20 protein-coding genes are annotated in these 18,810 nt (G+C 43.3%); 9 read left to right on the top strand and 11 right to left on the bottom strand.

The window, feature by feature from the left end:
* Positions 1 to 232: 232 nt before the first annotated feature.
* On the top strand, positions 233 to 631 hold the full coding sequence (locus MSP8886_RS03760) for an H-NS histone family protein (RefSeq protein WP_067012787.1): 399 nt from the start codon (positions 233 to 235) through the stop codon (positions 629 to 631).
* Positions 632 to 762: 131 nt separating this feature from the next.
* On the opposite strand, the gene MSP8886_RS03755 is transcribed toward MSP8886_RS03760, so the two are convergent.
* From MSP8886_RS03755 to MSP8886_RS03730, 6 genes are all read right to left on the bottom strand, one after another.
* Entirely contained in the window at positions 763 to 1,899 is a 1,137-nt protein-coding gene (locus tag MSP8886_RS03755) for a Wzz/FepE/Etk N-terminal domain-containing protein (protein ID WP_067012786.1), read from the bottom strand.
* A 90-nt stretch (positions 1,900 to 1,989) separates the two neighbouring features.
* On the bottom strand, positions 1,990 to 2,691 hold the full coding sequence (gene trmB, locus MSP8886_RS03750) for a tRNA (guanosine(46)-N7)-methyltransferase TrmB (RefSeq protein WP_067013041.1): 702 nt from the start codon (positions 2,689 to 2,691) through the stop codon (positions 1,990 to 1,992).
* A gap of 137 nt (positions 2,692 to 2,828) precedes the next feature.
* Positions 2,829 to 3,224, bottom strand: a complete 396-nt coding sequence (locus tag MSP8886_RS03745; RefSeq protein WP_067012784.1) for a DUF423 domain-containing protein — start codon at positions 3,222 to 3,224, stop codon at positions 2,829 to 2,831.
* A 3-nt stretch (positions 3,225 to 3,227) separates the two neighbouring features.
* Entirely contained in the window at positions 3,228 to 4,214 is a 987-nt protein-coding gene (locus tag MSP8886_RS03740) for a WD40 repeat domain-containing protein (RefSeq protein ID WP_067012782.1), read from the bottom strand.
* Positions 4,186 to 4,656: an Rsd/AlgQ family anti-sigma factor gene (locus MSP8886_RS03735; protein ID WP_067012780.1), complete on the bottom strand. Its 471-nt coding sequence runs from the start codon at positions 4,654 to 4,656 to the stop codon at positions 4,186 to 4,188. Before MSP8886_RS03735 ends, MSP8886_RS03740 begins: the two co-directional genes overlap by 29 nt.
* A 207-nt stretch (positions 4,657 to 4,863) precedes the next feature.
* Complete coding sequence (locus MSP8886_RS03730) at positions 4,864 to 5,385, bottom strand: disulfide bond formation protein B (RefSeq protein ID WP_245659019.1); 522 nt, start codon at positions 5,383 to 5,385, stop codon at positions 4,864 to 4,866.
* A 138-nt stretch (positions 5,386 to 5,523) separates the two neighbouring features.
* On the opposite strand from MSP8886_RS03730, the gene MSP8886_RS03725 reads away from it, so the two are divergent.
* Positions 5,524 to 5,949: a flagellar basal body-associated FliL family protein gene (locus MSP8886_RS03725; RefSeq protein ID WP_067012778.1), complete on the top strand. Its 426-nt coding sequence runs from the start codon at positions 5,524 to 5,526 to the stop codon at positions 5,947 to 5,949.
* Between the two features lie 91 nt (positions 5,950 to 6,040).
* Here the strand turns inward: MSP8886_RS03725 and MSP8886_RS03720 are convergent, their stop codons facing one another.
* The 3 genes from MSP8886_RS03720 to MSP8886_RS03710 all read right to left on the bottom strand — a co-directional run bounded on the left by MSP8886_RS03720 (position 6,041) and on the right by MSP8886_RS03710 (position 9,883).
* On the bottom strand, positions 6,041 to 6,325 hold the full coding sequence (locus MSP8886_RS03720; protein WP_067012776.1) for an oxidative damage protection protein: 285 nt from the start codon (positions 6,323 to 6,325) through the stop codon (positions 6,041 to 6,043).
* A 115-nt stretch (positions 6,326 to 6,440) separates the two neighbouring features.
* On the bottom strand, positions 6,441 to 7,499 hold the full coding sequence (mutY, locus tag MSP8886_RS03715) for an A/G-specific adenine glycosylase (RefSeq protein ID WP_067012774.1): 1,059 nt from the start codon (positions 7,497 to 7,499) through the stop codon (positions 6,441 to 6,443).
* Positions 7,500 to 7,594: 95 nt separating this feature from the next.
* Entirely contained in the window at positions 7,595 to 9,883 is a 2,289-nt protein-coding gene (locus MSP8886_RS03710; RefSeq protein WP_067012772.1) for an AsmA family protein, read from the bottom strand.
* A 258-nt stretch (positions 9,884 to 10,141) separates the two neighbouring features.
* Between MSP8886_RS03710 and hisB the strand changes: the two genes are divergently transcribed.
* Genes hisB through hisF form a run of 3 tightly spaced genes read left to right on the top strand, consistent with a single transcriptional unit; the run spans position 10,142 to position 12,251 of the window.
* Complete coding sequence (hisB, locus tag MSP8886_RS03705) at positions 10,142 to 10,735, top strand: imidazoleglycerol-phosphate dehydratase HisB (protein ID WP_067012770.1); 594 nt, start codon at positions 10,142 to 10,144, stop codon at positions 10,733 to 10,735.
* Positions 10,736 to 10,744: 9 nt separating this feature from the next.
* A complete protein-coding gene (gene hisH / locus MSP8886_RS03700; protein ID WP_067012768.1) occupies positions 10,745 to 11,437 on the top strand; it encodes an imidazole glycerol phosphate synthase subunit HisH in 693 nt (230 codons plus the stop codon).
* Between the two features lie 37 nt (positions 11,438 to 11,474).
* Positions 11,475 to 12,251, top strand: a complete 777-nt coding sequence (gene hisF / locus MSP8886_RS03695) for an imidazole glycerol phosphate synthase subunit HisF (RefSeq protein WP_067012766.1) — start codon at positions 11,475 to 11,477, stop codon at positions 12,249 to 12,251.
* A gap of 118 nt (positions 12,252 to 12,369) precedes the next feature.
* Here hisF and MSP8886_RS03690 read toward each other — a convergent pair whose 3' ends face one another.
* On the bottom strand, positions 12,370 to 12,906 hold the full coding sequence (locus tag MSP8886_RS03690) for a hypothetical protein (protein ID WP_139063078.1): 537 nt from the start codon (positions 12,904 to 12,906) through the stop codon (positions 12,370 to 12,372).
* A gap of 232 nt (positions 12,907 to 13,138) precedes the next feature.
* Here MSP8886_RS03690 and gshA point away from each other — a divergent pair, with 232 nt between their 5' ends.
* Entirely contained in the window at positions 13,139 to 14,728 is a 1,590-nt protein-coding gene (gene gshA, locus MSP8886_RS03685; protein WP_083200767.1) for a glutamate--cysteine ligase, read from the top strand.
* A 121-nt stretch (positions 14,729 to 14,849) separates the two neighbouring features.
* Here gshA and yihA read toward each other — a convergent pair whose 3' ends face one another.
* On the bottom strand, positions 14,850 to 15,494 hold the full coding sequence (yihA, locus tag MSP8886_RS03680; protein ID WP_067012761.1) for a ribosome biogenesis GTP-binding protein YihA/YsxC: 645 nt from the start codon (positions 15,492 to 15,494) through the stop codon (positions 14,850 to 14,852).
* A 269-nt stretch (positions 15,495 to 15,763) separates the two neighbouring features.
* On the opposite strand from yihA, the gene MSP8886_RS03675 reads away from it, so the two are divergent.
* The 3 genes from MSP8886_RS03675 (at position 15,764) to MSP8886_RS03665 (ending at position 18,747) form a co-directional block, all read left to right on the top strand.
* Positions 15,764 to 16,372 carry a c-type cytochrome gene (locus tag MSP8886_RS03675; RefSeq protein WP_067012759.1) on the top strand — a complete coding sequence of 203 codons (609 nt, stop codon included), beginning with the start codon at positions 15,764 to 15,766 and terminating at the stop codon, positions 16,370 to 16,372.
* Positions 16,373 to 16,544: 172 nt separating this feature from the next.
* Positions 16,545 to 17,171 carry a thiol:disulfide interchange protein DsbA/DsbL gene (locus MSP8886_RS03670; protein ID WP_067012757.1) on the top strand — a complete coding sequence of 209 codons (627 nt, stop codon included), beginning with the start codon at positions 16,545 to 16,547 and terminating at the stop codon, positions 17,169 to 17,171.
* Between the two features lie 37 nt (positions 17,172 to 17,208).
* Positions 17,209 to 18,747, top strand: a complete 1,539-nt coding sequence (locus tag MSP8886_RS03665) for a GGDEF domain-containing protein (RefSeq protein WP_067012755.1) — start codon at positions 17,209 to 17,211, stop codon at positions 18,745 to 18,747.
* The last annotated feature ends 63 nt before the right edge of the window (positions 18,748 to 18,810 follow it).

Here is an 18,810-nt window from a genome sequence, read left to right as displayed (position 1 = left end):
ACAAACTTGAAATAGTTAGAATATGAGTCAAACTATAGAACAATCTATTGGATCATTTTACAGCAACTGAGTCATCTGCGAATATTGTTTATTCGCATGTCCGCTGACAAAAAGGCAATCACTCGTCTTCTGTCAGTATCATTTCGACACTTACTTGAGTCTAAGGATGAATCTCTTTTTCGGTGTAGAACATAAAACCATCCGTTCTTAACAGATATATTAGGGGAAACTTATGAGTTTATTACTTGAATTAGCTGGCAATAAAGCCAAAGCACGTGCTGCAGCGAAAGAACTAACGGTCGCTCAACTTGAAAACCTTATTGCTGGCTTCACAAATGCGTTAGAAAAAGTCAAAGAAGAAGAGCAAGCTCGTCAAGCTGAAGAGGCAGAGAAAGCGGCTCGCGCTGAAGAAATCGCGACACTGATTGCGAAAAGCGGCCTTACCATGGAAGAGGTAGCCCTATTAAGCTCACCAAAGTCTAGCGCTAACAAAGGCAAAACCGTTGAGCCTAAATACCGTCTTACCATTGACGGCAAGACACATGAGTGGACAGGCCGTGGTCGTACACCAAAAGTATTCCAAGAATACTTTGATGCTGGCAATAGCCGTGAGAGTGTTGAAATCAAATAATTTCACCGCTAAAAAGAATAGACAATAAAAAAGCGACTTAAGTCGCTTTTTTATTGTCTATTCTTTTTATCTTATTTTTTATCATTATCTGCACTGCGGATCAAAAAGCAGCACAGTACACAGCGATATTTCTATTTTTCTCTAAAAGCATGCCTAATAAGCACTATTGCACAGCCCAACATGCCACCTAACAGCACTCCTAAAATAGCAATCAATGGTCGTTTTGGTGAGGTTCTACTTAGCGGCGCCTCAGGACTTTCAATAAATTGATAGGTAGAAAAAGCAAGATTGTTATCTATTTTACTAGCAGCAAGCAGCGACAGCTTAGCTTGAATTTGCTGCAAACGAGGCTCAATAATCGTTAATTGCTTCTGACTTAGTGCATCCAATACTTTAACCTTGGCAGCTAGAGCACTTGCTCCAATATTAATCGGAAATATCTCATCATTGCCTAGGTTCTGTTGCGGTTTATTAATCCCTGCAGCTTTTGCAATATCTAAGGCATACTGAGCTCTCTGACGCTCATTGATTAACTTTGCCATTGCCTGATCACTAATCAGTGACTGCTTATGCTCTAGCTCACTTTGCTTTGCTTGCAATACAGATTGAATATTAGCAAGTGCAACAGCGCGTGCTTTTTCTGCAACATAATTGATATAGCCATTTAAAAAACGAAGACTTTTATTTGAAGTGTTTTGCTCACCCTTTAATGTATATGATTCAGCTTCTTGATTGCCCGATTTTAGTGGCAATGCTGACAATTTTTGATACCACTTAGCATATAATATTGCTTGGCTATCTTCTAATTGTTTCTTATCATCCGGCTTCTCTAAAGCTAGCTTATTTAGCTCCTCTTTAAAGTCTGACGCAGTTGAAATATAGGCTTTCTTATTCGCCCGCGACTCAAATTGTTGTATAAAAATATCAAACAGGGTAGCGGGTAAAGTAAACTGATCCAGCTTGTTACTCACCAAAACGGTGCCATCTTCTTGGTAGATATCAAAAGCAGGCTGTAAATCCCCTACCACCTTACGATAATTGGAAAAATCACTGATTTGCGGAATGGTAACAATAGCCTCTGTTGTCCATACCTGCTTTGCCAACAAGGCATAGGTTACAGCACCTACAGTACAGATAATCGTTGCTATGATAATGATCCATTTCCCCTTCCAGAGGGCTAGCAATAATTCTTTTAGATCTATTTCATCATCACTTTGAAAGGGGGTTCTAGATACAGAAGGCTCCTGCAATTGGCGGGTTTGCTCCACAATGTTTCCTTTTCTTATGTCAATAACAATTAATAATAGCGAGATAGCGGCACAAAAAAAGGCTCAACTACAACAAGCAAATAATACGAACTATAGAGTAATTTTTTTATAAATCAAATCCCACACACCGTGACCTAGCTTTTCGCCACGCTGTTCAAATTTAGTCAATGGACGTGATTCTGGTCGCGGATAATATTGCCCCTTACCAGCGGCATTTTCATAGATGGTCTGCGCTTCCATAACCTCCATCATATGCTCGGCATAGGGCTGCCAGTCTGTTGCCATATGAAAATAGCCATCTGTTTTTAAAACATTTGCCACTTGTTGTGCAAATAACGGCTGAACAATGCGACGTTTGTTATGTTTCTTTTTATGCCAAGGATCAGGAAAGAATAATTGAAAACCACTGGCTGCCTTTTCCGGCAGACAATTCGCCATCACTTCGATAGCGTCATCACAATAGACCCGTAAATTCGTGATACCAGACTCTTTTGCCAGCATCATCAGCTTTGCTACACCGGGGGGATGTACTTCAATACCGATAAAATCTTTCTCTGGAGCATTTTTTGCCATTTCGGCGAGAGAGGCGCCCATTCCAAAACCGACTTCAATGATCACATCGGATTGACGACCAAACACTTCTTGATAATCAATTCGGCCACTCTCTAATTCGAGACCATAAAATGCCCAATTAGCATCGTAGTTTTTCTGTTGACCTTCGGTCATCCGACCACCTCGCACAACAAAACTGCGAATGGTGCGTTTCTTAATAGGCTCCTGATTGTCTATCATAGTGTCTTGCATTATCTCTATATCAAGTAAGTGAATAGTATCTAGTGAATGGCTGTTAATAGGCTCACCAATATAATGGTCGGGTATATTACCGAAAAGAGCATTTTTTGTCCCCTACCTATTACTATTTTCAACAATCAATTGACCTTAAACTGACCTTGCCACAGATTTTTTGCCAAAAGAAACCAAGCAAGCAAATATAAGACACCACCAATAGGCGTAATCGCCCCGAACCAAAGTACACCAGTGAAAGTCATCACATAAAGGCTACCAGCAAAAAAAACATTACCAACGAGAAAGCATACAATGATTTTTCTAACGGCAGGAGTATAGGAAAACAAAGCGGCGACAATAAGGGATGCCAATGCATGATACATTAAATATTGGCTCCCCGTATGCCACCAGGATAAGGCTCTTTCACTTACCATTTTAGTCAGGGCATGGGCTCCAAATGCTCCAGCGGCAACAGATACAAAACCTTGTATAGCCGCAAAACAGGCTAATTTAGCCGGAAAAGCAGACGTTTTTGACATAAATTATTCCAATACATTTAGAAAACCATTACTCCCAATAGCAAAGTAATGGCCATCATTTGAAAAAGACAGGGCAAGTACACTCGCACCTGTAGGTTGCAACGTGTCTCTGAGATGAAGATCCCACTTCTTTAACTCTTGTCCGGTCAACATATCCACCAAAGAGACTTGATGATCAACCCCTCCAATTAAAAGTTGCTGATCGTTTCTCGAAAATACCGCACTGCTAATGGTTCTCTTACGAGACGTTAAGGACCCTGTATAGATAGTAGTGATTTCTTGGCCAGTTTGTGTTGACCACACTTTGGCCGTTCCTAGCTGTGCAGAACCAAAGGCATATTTACCATCATCAGACAAGGCTACTGCCGCAATTTGATTACTTAGCGTCCACTCAAATTTCTTTTTACCTGTCTGGATATCCCACAAGGTAACATGGTATTTGTCATCCCCTGTGAGAGCCAAACGACCATCAGGTGACACGTCTACAGCCCGAACTATAGCGCCGGTACGAAAGGTTTGCTTTATTCCTCCATTTTTAACATCAAAATAACGGGCCGTTTGATCATCTAAACCCACGAGAGCAAAATCGCCGTTATCCGTCAATTTTAATGACTGGATATTGCCTGGAGTGTCCCAAAAACCGACAGAGTGACCATCTGATGTACGCCACAATACCAAGGTCCGAGCAGACCCTGTCGCGGCAAATTCACCCGTCGGATCAATATCTGCACTAATAATGGACGTATACTCACCTTTAGCATGATTCCAATTATACCGTCTATCATTAAGGGCAGTCTGCCAATAGCTACCACCGTGTTCAATTGAGCCGACCACAGCGGCGTTGCCGTCCTCACTCAGGGCGGCGGAATAAAGCCCTTGTACAGCAAACTCTTCTACCCTTATTGGCGCTTTTTCGGAACAAGCAGACAACACCAAAGTGCTGATAATAAATAGAGAAAGATTACGCGCTTTTTTCGCTGTGGGCCTCATGAAGCTCCTCAATTAATCTATCTTCTAACTGAAAACGTTCTGCCATTACCACTGCAAGGGTTTTCATGGAGCACGGAAGCGCCTCCAACTGTGCACTGACGTGCTTTTGAGTGTCATACTTATCGTTAAATTCAAGAGCTACTTCCGTGCTCTCATCGATTTCGGGCATCAACTCATTTAACAGTTTTAAAGCTGAATCATCCTTAAACTCTTGAGCTTCTAGAGCCAGTTGCTCATACACATTAAAGTGCCCCACAGATACATAATCCACCAGTAATTCACATAAGTGTTGAATTTTCGGTGTATCCATTTGGGTATATTCTTCAAGGTCGCGCAATGTCACCCAACTCTCTATTAAATGCTGTCTCTGCTTAAGCCAACGGTCAATAATGTCATGAACACCACCCCAGCGCTCTTGTGCTGTTTTACATCTCTCTAACATAGAATATCTCCATCCGCACGACGATAGTAAAAACACGCCTCGCTTAATTATAAATTTCGAATTTTCTTACTCAGTTAAATAAGAGCATATTCCGAAGCGATATCCCCCGCAAGAGAAGGACAAAGGGTAATTTGTAACGTTTCAGTTAGGCTAGGTGACTAAGTGAAAACGCCATTAGCAAACCGCTGAATCTAAACATTCCAATCATTAATGTTTAACGTCTTGTTTTCCTGAGCGAAAAGCAATCCAGACATTAACGATGGCCATTAAAGCGAACATAACTAGGGTCCAACCGGGAATACTGACACCAAGGAAAGTCCATACTACTTCACCACAATCGCCCGTTCCCATTATCATTGCTCGCGCGACACTTTGCCATGGGAAGGCACTAATCATATAACTTAATCCTGGCATACAAGCCGGCAAATCATCCACGGGAAGGTGTTGCAAATACAAGTGGCGGATAGATAATGCCGCCCCCATTAATGATAAAACCACCACTGTGACAGAAAACCACTGCCGGCGTTTCTCATTCGCTGTTAACGCTGAAAAAATCGACACTAGACCAATAAAGAAAAACACAATACGCTGCAGCATACATAATGGGCACGGTTCAAGCCCCATTTGATATTCCATATAAAAAGCCACACCTAATAAAACAAATGCCGCTAAACCAACCACGCCATGGAAGCGACGAGACGACATTCTCTTAATCATAGACAAGAGCATAGAGATTCCTTATATTCCATAGAGTTACATTGAGCAAAAATGGACATAAACAAACGAGAAAAGTTCCAAATTACTACTGACATACACATTTAATCGCAGTTAGTATACTGTCTATTGCCATAAATACGAGACATCACCATGTTCAGAACGGCTCCCTTAGCAATTATTCGCCTTTTCGCTCTTCCCATTTTTCTATTCAGCCTGTTGACGGTAACAGCCCATGCTGAGGAGGATGCAGGAAAAACGCCACCCGTTTACATCGAAATCAGACCGCAATTTGTCGTTAACTTTGAAAGTAACACCGCAAGGCTTAGGTATATAAAAACCAGTATTACACTGCAAACCGACGCAGGAGATAAAGCGTTAATTGAAGAGAACATGCCACTGGTCAAAGATGCTCTAGTGATGTTTCTAAGCTCTAGAACCAGCGACCAAGTGACTGGTGCACAGGCAAGAGAAAAAACACGCATTGAGGCGGCTAAGGATTTAAATAAGGTTCTTAAAGAGGAGACCGGAAAAGAACCTGTGAAAAGTGTGCTATTTGGCAGTTTTTTAACGCAATAACGGCTTAGGTTAAAAAAGGGAAGGGAATGACTGTGAGCAACAAGCATCCGATCAATGCAGTCTTCTACCCTCCCCCCAGTTAAGCAACAGTTTATAGTTCTTTAATATCGTCTGGGCTCACATAACCCGCTACTTTATCAACAGGTTCATTATTAAAAAATTTATCCATCTGCTCCATAATGTATTTGCGGGCATCCGGCTTCATTAAATTTAACTGCTTTTCATTGATCATCATAGTTTGCAGCACTTGCCACTCTTGCCACGCTTGTTTAGATATGGTTGAGAGAATATCTTGACCTCGCGCCCCAGGTAGTGGTGCACGATCCAGAGCTTCCATCTCTTTTTGATATTTCTTACAGAATACGGTATTTGACATGATGTGCTCGCTATCTAGTGGGTTCAATCTGTGCGGTCTATTATGACCGTTTAATCTTTTTCAACTATTTATGGTGTTGTGGACATAGAAATCAAGCGTTTCTCAGTCAGCTATTTCATTCAATAGAGACGACCTCACTCAATAAAGTACGTACTGGAGCAGGTAAGCCCAAAGTCATCACGTCACTGAGAGCAAACCATTGATACTTCCCCTCCTCCATCACTGCGTTGACCTCTCCAATTCGGACATGACTGGGTTCGATATCCAAATGATAATGACTAAAGGTGTGCCGGAACGCTGTCAGAGCAGTGATATTATGAATATTAGTTTGAAAACGCTGCTCAACATGCATGACCACACTTTCGTCGCTGGCAAGCTCAGGCAAACTCCACAACCCGCCCCAAATGCCTGTTTGAGGACGCTTTTCCATCAACACTTGGTTATCGTCATTTGATATCACTAAGAACTGCAAACGCTTTTCTGGCTTAAGCGCTTTCTTGGGCTTACGAACCGGAAATTGTGTTGGATCCTGAGTTTGACGAGCTAGACAGTCGGCTTCAAGTGGGCACAACAAACACTGAGGTTTAGAACGGGTACATAAGGTTGCCCCAAGATCCATCATAGCTTGAGTATAATCACCACAGCGCTCGCTCGGCATATAATGCTCAGCCAATTCCCACATAATATTTTCTGTTTTCTTCTCACCTGGCCAAGTGGGAACCGCATGAAACCGTGCTAGCACGCGTTTCACATTACCATCTAAAATCGCAGCCTGCACACCACGAGAAATCGATAGAATTGCCGATGCGGTAGAACGCCCAATACCAGGTAATTCACAGACACCTTCAACAGAATCTGGAAACTGAGAATCCCAATCATCCACTAAAACTTTAGCGGCCTTATGCATGTTTCGTGCACGAGCGTAATAGCCCAAACCACTCCAATGGGCTAACACCTCCTCCTGATCCGCCTCCGCCAGCGCTTCAACCGTCGGAAACGCCAACATAAACTTCTGATAATAGGGAATAACAGTGGCCACTTGCGTTTGCTGCAACATGATCTCGGAAATCCAAACACGATAGGGAGTTTTATTCACTTGCCAAGGTAGGTTTTTACGTCCGTACTTATCAAACCACGCCAGTACGCGAGGCGCAAAATTTTCAACTGGTTGCATTACTGTCTCACGATTGTCTTACTCAGCGACATACATCGAACAGCGTCTAGGGAAGAGGTCAATTGAGCGCCCTCTTCCCCATCAACTTATTCACATTAAAATAAACTCTTTAGTTTATCTTTTAGCTTATCTCTAAGCTTTTTCTCTTCTTCTTGGCGTCTTGCTTTAAGTTTCTCTTTCAGTTTTTCCTTCTCAGCTGCGACTTTATCCTTTAGTTCTTGTTTTGCTAAATCCGCAAACAAAGCTCCAAACTTCTTCAAATCAGGCCGACATAAACCAGCAGGATCATCCGAAAAATGCCCCTTACAAACAATAGGGAACGCCAGTTTAGTGATTTTATCATTGACTCGACAAGCATGATCAAGACTGCTGCCACTAAGTGCCACATTGGCTTGATAGTCCAGCGCCTGTTTAGGCAAAGAAATAATACCGTCTCCAGTCACCCGAATGCCTGCCGATGTCAAGACCAGGCCTGGAGTCGAAATTTGTCCATTTACAATGCGTGCTGGAAAAGTCATATTTTCAAATGGCGTATCATTACCAAAGTCTTTGTCATTGATAGACTCTTTGCGAACAGCGGCTATGCCTTTACACACAGTTCGAGTGATATTCATTCCCACCAACGCACCTTTCTTAATATGAACCAATAAGTCCCCCTGTAAAGAGGACATCATATCCGCGAGGTGATTCCCTTGAGCGGACAGTTCACCATCCACGAACGTAGTACCGCGTAACTTATCCATCTTCATGTAATCGTGTAATAAAGGCTGAATCTGCACACCGGATACTTTTGGCTCCAGTCTCATCCTAGGCGTATTACCACTCACATCAAGAGTGGCTTTCACTTCTGCTTGCCCCTGGTATAAGTGAATTAAAGCCGGTGATACCCGTACAACACCGTTCCCCACTGTCGCGTCCAGCGCCACCTTATCAAGCTGCATTTTTTTGAAGATGACATTCTTCAATGAAACACCTAAATGCCCTTCTAAAGAACGAATTAGGTCCACTGGAATAAGGTCTTTACTCGACTCGGCAACACCAGTTTGAGGCGTTTGATTATGACCTTGATTTGCTTCCTTCTTATTACCAGCAGCTGGCGTCTGAGAGGCACTGCTTGAAGCTGTTTTCTCCGAAGGTAGCGTTTCAGGAGGTAAGTAGCGATCCAAATCCAACCCACCCCCTGCAATATTAATATCCCAACGTAACGGCGAAAAATCGATACCTGCACTGGCGTTGATCTTACTACCATCTAGGAGTAAAGACATCGGCTGAACTAGGAGAGTATCTTTATCACCGTGCAAGGTGATAGCCAGTTGAGCTTCGGTTAATGCCTTGCTATCCGACATATTAGGCGGCGTCATTTTCAGCTTTTTCATGACTTCCCTAGGATTAAAGGGTGCAATAGCAAGCTTGCCATTATATTCAGGATCACTTAACACTTGAAAAGCCTGTACGCTTGCATTCGCCGTCATACCCAATGTTTTTAACACTAACCCCTGCGCCGATAAGGTTTCCTGCGGCACATCCATGTCTACTTGGGAAGCTTGCAAGCTGGCCTTGAATGGACTTGTAGGCAGCTTATCCCCCGACGCAGTGGTAGAAAGGTCCACATTATTCAAAGAAAACGCTTCACGTTCCGGAAAAAATGTCAGGTCAGCATCCAGTTTTACCTCAGCATTAATGGGATGCTTGCCTTGCAAATCGCTTTGCTTAACCATCAGGTTCATCGCCAATGGCCACGCCTTATTCCACTGCACATCACTCAATTCTACGTTCATGACAGCGTTTACTTTTTGCTTATTCACCGCATTGGTGTAAGTGATATCGGCATTTTTGATAATCAGTTTGTCCAAATGTAGATTTGGTAAAGCGCGTTTAAACGGATCACTTGCCGATGTTGCATAATCAGCCTGATTACTCGAACTGGCTTGACTAGATTGGGCGTTATTGGTTTTGCTCGCCTGAGTCTTACCTTGAACTTTTGCCTTCGCCCCATCTACATTACGCTGCCAATTAGCATGACCTTGTTTATCTACTGACAAATTGGCTTTTAAGTTCACCAACTCTACCGTATCCACATCAATGTTGCGTTTTAAAAGAGGTAATACCGCCAGCCCAAACTCTGCTCGATCAAACTGCAATATCTCAGGATCTTTCCCTAACGCCACGCCAATATGACTCAAGGAGAGCCCAAAATGAGGGAAAAAAGACCAATGAATATCGCCATCCATTCGCAAACGTACATCAGCTTTTTCAAGCGCTACCTTTTGAATCTCCTTTTTAAAGTCATTGGGATTCACAAAGATCATGACGTACGCTACCAGGGCGACCATCAATACCAAGAGAACACCGATTAAGATCGCTAACCTTTTTATCCACACCATGTTACACCCCTTAAATCCTCTTCGACTGCAACTTATTAAGTCATCACTCATACAAATTAAGCTGATCCAATGATCGTCATCATAACATCCGATAAGATACTTTATCTCCCTCAATAACGCCTTTATCGACTTAATAGCAACAAGTCATCAAAAAGGACAAAGGAAGGGATAGAAGCCAACGACGCCAGACTCTATAATACAAGCCTAATTTTTATAACATGATGTCAAATCATAGCAACTCACTATGGAGAAGCTTCAATGTCCGATCGGATCGCCAGTGTCGAGCGTAATACGCTTGAAACGCAAATCAAAGTGTCTATTAACCTAGACGGTACCGGAAAATTCAACTGTGAAACAGGCGTCCCATTTCTTGACCATATGCTGGATCAAGTGGCTCGTCACGGTCTAATTGACCTAGATATTCATGCCGTTGGTGATTTACACATTGACGCTCACCATACAGTGGAAGACCTTGGTATTACCATGGGGCAAGCCTTTGATAAGGCCATTGGAGACAAGAAAGGCATCAAACGTTATGGTCATGCTTACGTACCTTTGGATGAAGCATTATCTCGTGTGGTCATCGATTTTTCGGGTCGTCCTGGCTTAGAAATGCATGTTCCCTTTACCCGTGCTTCCGTTGGCGGCTTTGATGTGGACCTTTTTTCCGAGTTTTTCCACGGTTTTGTTAATCATGCAAAAGTCACGTTACACCTAGACAATCTTCGTGGCAAAAACACCCACCACCAAGCGGAAACCATTTTCAAGGCATTTGGGCGCGCTTTACGTATGGCATTAGAAGTGGACGAACGAATGGCTGGCCAAATGCCGTCGACAAAGGGCTGTTTGTAGGAAGCTTTTATGACGAATGTAAAGAACGATAGAAAAAATGTTGTAAAAAAATCCGTTGTCGCAGTCATTGATTACGGTATGGGGAATTTACACTCAGTTGCCAAAGCCCTTGAGCATGTAGCGGATGAAAACACCGAGGTGATTGTAACCAGCGACCCTCAAATCATTGACTCTGCGGATCGTGTCTTGCTGCCAGGTGTTGGGGCAATTCGTGACTGCATTGGGGAAATGCATCGAACAGGCCTTGTTCCAAGTATCCGAAAAGCCATGGCAGATAAGCCTTTTCTCGCCATTTGTGTGGGCATTCAGTCTCTCATGTCCCACAGTGAAGAAAATGAAGGTGTAGCGTGCCTCGATCACTTTAAGGGCAATGCTTTGTTTTTTGGCAACCAACATAAAGACCACGATGGCAGCAAACTAAAAGTGCCTCATATGGGGTGGAACCAAGTTAAGCAAACAATCAAACATCCTTTATGGGAAGACATTCCTGACCAAGCCCGTTTTTATTTCGTGCATAGCTTCTACGTGGTGCCTGAAAACAAGGACGAAGTAGCGGGTACTTGCGATTACGGTTTAGAGTTTTGTGTCGCCTTGGCCCGCGATAATGTATTTGCCGTCCAATTCCACCCAGAAAAAAGCCATAAAGACGGTTTGCAACTATATAAAAATTTCCTTAACTGGGATGGCAAACCATCACTTTGATTGAAAGGTACTGTGACTTAAAGATTAGGAGCCAACTATGGGCTTAGCAAAACGAATCATCCCTTGTCTTGATGTAGACAATGGCCGTGTTGTAAAGGGTGTTCAGTTCTTGGATATCCGTGATGCAGGCGACCCAGTCGAAGTCGCTAAACGCTATAATGAACAAGGCGCAGACGAAATTACGTTTTTGGACATAACGGCCAGCTCTGATGACCGCGAAACCACGGTTCATATGGTCGAAGCCATTGCCAGTCAGGTTTTTATTCCACTTACCGTCGGTGGCGGCATCCGTACCTGCGAAGATATTCGCCGTATGTTAAACGCGGGCGCCGACAAAGTGGGTATCAATACGGCGGCAGTGTTTAATCCGGAATTTGTCCGTGAAGCCGCACAGCGTTTTGGTTCCCAATGTATCGTGGTTGCCATTGACGCGAAGAAAGTTAGCGACAAAGGGGAATCTGATAGATGGGAGATTTTTACTCACGGAGGTCGCAAACCGACAGGACTGGATGCGATTGAGTGGGCGAAAAAAATGGTCGAGTATGGTGCTGGAGAAATACTACTAACCAGTATGGATCGTGACGGCACAAAAAACGGCTTCGACCTAGGCTTAACATGTGCTATCAGTGAAGCGGTACATGTACCTGTGATTGCTTCTGGCGGTGTGGGCAATTTAGATCATCTTGTCGATGGCGTACTTGAGGGCAAAGCGGATGCCGTACTAGCAGCTAGTATCTTTCACTTCGCTGAATACAGCATTCAAGAAGCGAAAGAACGCATGATGGCAGCTGGTATAGAAATGCGCATGTCATAATAGACAACGCCTTATGATCCGCTTTCAAAGCAGGACAAAGCGAGCTGCATGGAACGAAAAGGGCATACTCTACTTTAATCGGGTAGCCTGTTTAATAACTACTCCATTTTTATAACACCTAATCAAGAGCGTAGGATTGTTGTATATCAGAACTTGGGGTAACGGCCTTTTTATCATTTTTAGGCGGCACAGCAAACTCAAACAACACCGATCGATGACTACCATCCTCTTGCGTCATCGTGACGTCTAGCTGCCAAGTAATCGTATTGTTATCAGACCCTGGTAACAATATGTTTGCCTGCCATTTATTTTGAACAGGACGCTGTGTCAACTCCATGGAGCTAACCCCCATATAGTGATCCTTACCCTGTAGTGTAAATTGAATCGAATCCACATTACTCGCCAGCTTTTTGGGAAGTTGTAAAGATAGCTGCATGGGCTCATTGGCATGAATACCATTATCAAATACCAAAGTAGCAGTCTTATCGAGACCATTGAGCGGAGCGGTGCAGGTTTTCATATTTTTGCTGCACTGAACAACGGCCACATAAGGCTGCTGCGGCAGAATACGATCCATCCCCCAGGTCAAGGCAAGCACAATAAGAAGTAAGAGCGCACCCCAATAAAAGACTTGCCTCAACCTTACTGTACTCATGGTGTTTTGCTTAGCGATATTTAATTTCATCATGGGACTAAGTTTACAGCGCTAAAATCAGAACCTCTAGCATCAGAGTGAGGAGTGATTCTGCAATTTTAGAGCAGAAAAAACGCGTTACTTGCCGTCAATGTGCAGTGCCGAGTACAATCTTTAAAAACAGACACAGGGTAAGATCCCTAGCTCTGTCAACAATAAATACGGCTTGCCGATTGATTAGAAGGAAGACTGCTTGACCACCCTAAAAAATGCCCTTAATGCGCTGGCGAAACACTGTCAGCAGGCAGACTCTTCAGCCCTGACATTTCATCGTGGAGTCGAAAGAGAAGCCCTCCGTGTTGACCGTGCATCAGGGCGGATTTCTCATAAACCACATCCCGTTGCATTGGGCTCAGCCCTCACTCACCCCTCAATTACGACGGACTATTCCGAAGCGTTAATGGAATTTATTACACAAGTTCACCCGAGCGTTGAGGGCGTCATCAGCGAACTAGAAGACATTCACCATGTTGTTAATCAAGAGCTCAACACTCATAACGAGTTCCTTTGGCCTGCGAGCATGCCCTGTTACTTAGAGAGCAATGAAGATGTTCCCATCGCCTATTTTGGCGAGTCTAACACAGGCAAACTCAAGCGTATTTACCGTGAAGGGTTATCCAATCGCTATGGTCGCATCATGCAATGCATCGCAGGTATGCACTACAACTTCTCTTTCGATAAGGGATTTTGGCGTTTCTTGGAACACTACAAAGGCAAGACTAACTTAACGCCAGAACAACACCAGGAATTCCAGTCCGACCAATACTTCACACTGATTCGTAATTTCCGACGTAATTCTTGGATTCTTTCTTGGTTATTTGGCGCTTCTCCCGCTATCGATACCAGCTTCTTACCAAGTAAGCCTAACAGTCTGTCTCTATTAGATCCAAAGACTTGGATTGGCCCCAAAGCCACGTCTCTACGTATGAGTGACCTAGGCTACCAGAATAAAGCACAAGCCGACTTATATGTGTGTTATAACGAAGTTAGCACCTACATCAGCACCATCAAAAAAGCCCTAAAAACCCCCTATCAACGCTATGAAGAGATTGGTGTAAAAGTAGAGGGAACATACAAACAACTTAATAGCAACTTGCTACAAATTGAAAATGAATACTACAGTGACATTCGACCCAAACGGGTGACACAACCTGGGGAGCACCCTAGCGAGGCGTTACAGGCCCGAGGGGTTGAGTACATAGAAGTTCGTATCATGGATATTGACCCTAACTCCAGCATTGGCATGCAAGCCTCGACGCTATATTTCCTTGATACTTTTTTGCTGTACTGTATGTTGAACAACGACGAGCAACTCAATGCAGAAGAATGCCATGCCCTTCGCCTTGCTCAGCAAGATATCGCGGTACATGGGAGAGATGCCGAACATCTGTTTGATTTTGGCCAAGGCCCTGTATTGCTAAAAGAAAAAATCCGCACCCTGTTAGAAGAGCTTCGTCATGTCGCGACTTTCTTATCTGAGAACACAGGTAATGATGCCTATATGTCTGCCATTGAAGTACAGCTCAGCAAGCTCAGCAACCTCTCTCAACTTCCCTCTCAAAAACTGATTCAACAATGTGAAGAGCATAAGGGATACCAGTCTGCAATGCTTTCATTAGCGAACCAACAACAATCAACTTGGTTAAAGACGCCACTTAGCCATGAGTTATCGCAACGCTTTGCGCAGCAAGCCTCTGACTCTCTAATGGAACAAAAACAGATTGAAGAGAGTGATGAAGTGGACTTTGATACATTCCTTACCGCATATTTGCAGCAGCAATAAACGTCATTAAGTCCGAAAAAAAACGCCTCTCGGGGCGTTTTTTTTCGTTTTCATTCTTCGAGATAAGCGCTTCTCAAAAACAATAACCCACAAGAAATCATCTGCGAATTAAAGTGTTCGGTTACGCATTTGGGGAGATAGGAATATCGTCCAGATTATCAAACACCAACCAGTCTGCTAGTTTTATCCGCAGATCATCAACACCATCCCCGCTTAATGCCGAAAAGGTTTGCGCACTACCATCAACACCACGCTCTTTTAGGGTTCTTTCCACTTGCAACTTAGCTGATTTTGCTGGGCCTCGTTTAAGCTTGTCTGATTTAGTGAGCAGCACATGCACTCGCATATTATTTGCCTTCGCCCAATTCAACATCATTTCATCAAATTCTTTTAGGGGATGTCGGATATCCATCACTAAGATGACCCCCGCCAAAGAACGACGATTCATCAAATAATCTTGCATGTGCGCTTGCCAAACTTTTTTCATTTCAATTGGCACTTTCGCAAAACCATAACCTGGCAAATCAATCAAACGGCGATCTTCTAGGTTCAAACCAAAACAGTTAATCAACTGAGTTCGACCGGGAGTTTTGGATGTACGTGCCAACTTTTTTTGATTCGTCAACGTATTCAAAGCGGTGGACTTCCCCGCATTAGAGCGACCAGCAAACGCAACTTCAATCCCTTGATCTAATGGGCACTGTGAAAGTTTCTCGGCACTCTTAATAAAGTGAGCGGATTGGAAAATAGAGTCAAAAGGGGTCATAAGTTGGTATTCGTCAGTAGAATTTAGCGTTCACGTTTATTCGTCGGTTGTATATAATGCCTGTGAATCGCTCGGTTTACCACGTTTAGTCAGCTTATTCTAACAAATTACACTTTTTTAGTGGGCACTGAGGGTTAGTTAGAAGACTGTAGAAGTTAGCAAGCGAAGAAAACAGTCAGATCTCTCTTTATCAGAGCAACGATTATTAGGCTACTACTAAACAGACACTATTTAATTATTTAAGAGCTACTACCCAAAAAGGTTGCTACATGATCAAAGCTCTATTCACCAGCTTATTACTTTTTGTCATTTCCCCACTGGTTCTCGCCCAAGGCGACCCCATTGCAGGCAAATCTCTCACCACTACCTGTGCAGCTTGCCACGGACAGGACGGAAACAGCACCATTAACCTCTTTCCTAAACTGGCAGGCCAGCAAGAAAACTATTTATTAAAACAGCTGCAAGATATTCAGTCGGGAAAACGAGTTGTCCCCCAAATGACTGGCCAGCTCAACGCCCTAACTCAACAAGATCTTTCCGATATTGCGGCGTACTTTGCTCATCAAACCATAAAGATAGGTAAAGCCAAACCAGACTTAGTTGAACAAGGCGAGCAACTCTTCCGCTTTGGCGACCCCAGCAGAGCCATTCCCGCTTGTTCTGCATGCCATGGCCCGGCTGGACGCGGCATTAATTCTGCTCGCTACCCTGCTCTAAACGGCCAATTTGCAACGTATACCGCCAGTCAGCTACGCGCTTTCCAACAAGGTTTGCGACACAACGACCCTAATAATGAAATGCAGTCCATCGCCCAGAAACTCAACAATCGACAAATCGATGCGGTTTCCAGCTACTTAGCAGGACTCAAAGCCAGATAAACCTTGTGTTGAATCAAAAGAGAAGAAAACAGCCTTTTATTAGGTTTTATGCTTGTAAGTTTTCTGTAAACTTGCTGGAATGATCGAACTTAGTGATAGGAAACATATCGAATAATATCGACAATTTGTGCATTATCACAACGCTATCAAACATTACCACTAGGAGTTATCAATGAAAAAGCTGTTCTCAGCCCTTCTTTTCTGCTTGCTATTTCCTCTAACGGCTTTGGCTCAAGATTATAGCGACGGCCATGGCTATACCACCATCGCTAATCCGGTTCCCACTAACGACCCTCACAAAGTACAAGTCGTAGAGGTTTTTTGGTTTGGTTGTCCACACTGTTTTCGTTTAGAGCCCTACACCCAAGAGTGGAAAAAAACCATTCCAAACTATGTGGATTTTCAGTACTTACCCGCTGTCTTTGGTCGTGGTTGGCTTAACCATGCCAAAGCATTTTACGTTGCCAAGTTGCTAGGCATCGAAAATAAATTACACTCAGACTTATACAATGCGATCCATGTCGATCACAGACGACTCAATACAGAAGACTCTCTAGCAAAATTCTTCACACACTACGGTGTCAGTGAAGCAGAATTTAAAAAGCAATTTAACTCGTTTGCCGTTCAAAGTCGTCTTGCTCAGGCCGATGCACGTATTCGCGGCTATGGTGTTCAAGGAACTCCTACTCTTGTAGTAAACGGCAAATATTTAGTCGATGCTGAAACGGCCGGCGGTAACGATAACATCTACAAAGTAGTCAATTACTTGATAGAAAAAGAACACGATAAAATGCAATAACAGTCTACTTAGATTGTTTCTCGTTTAGTGAGGGAATATGACAGAATCTGCTCAGGACAAATTAATAGGTGCATTGCGCAAGGCGATATCAAGAATCAGCCTACTAGCCGAAGGCAATGACCCTGAAGTAGATTCTGTCATTCGTCAAATACGTCAAAACATTACTAAAGGAGCGGATGCTGACAAAATACAAGCCATGCTCAGCGCCGCCGAACCACACTTATTAAACAGTGAAGAAACACACCTAAACCGAGCAAAACAAGTTAGAGAAACACTCCATGATTTAATTGACTTACTCGAAGTAAATCATAAAAAAAGACTCCCCAGCAGCGAGAAAAAAGCACTTGAGTCACTTATTCGCTTACATTGGCAATCACCACCATCTTGGCCTTATCTTTTTAGTAGTTACCTAGCACTTGCTAAAACAACACTGAGTTTAGAAACAACGGAAGAAAGCAGTAAACAATCCCTTATTAAACGATTGTTTCATCGTACAAAGAAGCAACAAGACACCCAGAACAGTCAGGAAATCATGGCTCAAATTAGCCATACCCTATCCAGCTTGCTGACCAACTTATCCTTAAGTCATGAGTATGACGAACAAATTATTGCCTTACGAGAAGTATTGGCCAACAGCAATGACTTACAGCAGTTGCCAGATTTACTTGATGAAGTTATCAACCTAATTATCATCAGTACGGGTAAAACTCAGGAAGGACTAACCAACTATTTAAATGAACTCAATCAGCAGTTGGCCAGTATGAACACTTCCATTGTTAGCCACTATAAAAGCCAAAAAACGTTGATCGAAAACCGAGATGGATTAAACGTGAAGTTAGAAAAGCAGGTGAGTGACACCAACCTTGCCACCCAAAGCGCCACCGATCTAAATGAACTAAAAGAGCTCATCGACACACGCATGAAAGCCATGACAACCACCATGGTCGATTACAAACAACAAATGATGCTACTGGAAAAAGAAACCCATCAGTCCATTATCTCATTAAAAAGCAAAGTAGATCAGATGGAAAAAGAAGCCTCTTCCATGCGCACTAAACTGCAAGAGAAACTGGCTCAGGCGATGACTGATGCACTTACCAATTTACCCAACCGTGCCGCTTACCAAGATTCCATCTTGCCTCTGGTTCAATCGTCAAAGAAAAGTGGAAAAAAACTCTTCTTAGCCGTCTGTGATATTGACCACTTTAAACAAGTCAACGACACTTGGGGTCATCAAGCTGGAGACAAAGTCTTACGTTTAGTGACTAGACAACTGCTCAACTCACTGTCCAATAAAGACATGATATTCCGCTACGGTGGGGAGGAGTTTGTTGCCTTATTTGTCAATTCGAATGAACAAGAAGCCATCCATAAAGCCGAAACAATACGTGCAGCTGTCGAAAGCGCACCTTTTAACGTGAATGGAGCGCCTATCACCATTACCATATCGATAGGCATGGCATGTCACCGAGTAACCGAAGATCACGATTCACTGTTTGAAAGGGCAGACAAACAACTCTATATTGCCAAACAAGCTGGCCGCAATATTGTAAAAGTTGATCAAACAAAAGAATAAACCAGTACCAGAGGTCGCCGCACACAGTTACAATAGTTAACAACGCAGCAGTAGATAAATAGA

The sequence above is a fragment of the Marinomonas spartinae genome, from assembly GCF_900089775.1.
GTDB classification, from domain to species: Bacteria; Pseudomonadota; Gammaproteobacteria; order Pseudomonadales; family Marinomonadaceae; genus Marinomonas; species Marinomonas spartinae.
Note: the sequence above shows the minus strand (reverse complement) of the source record. Positions and strands in the feature narration are given on the sequence as shown.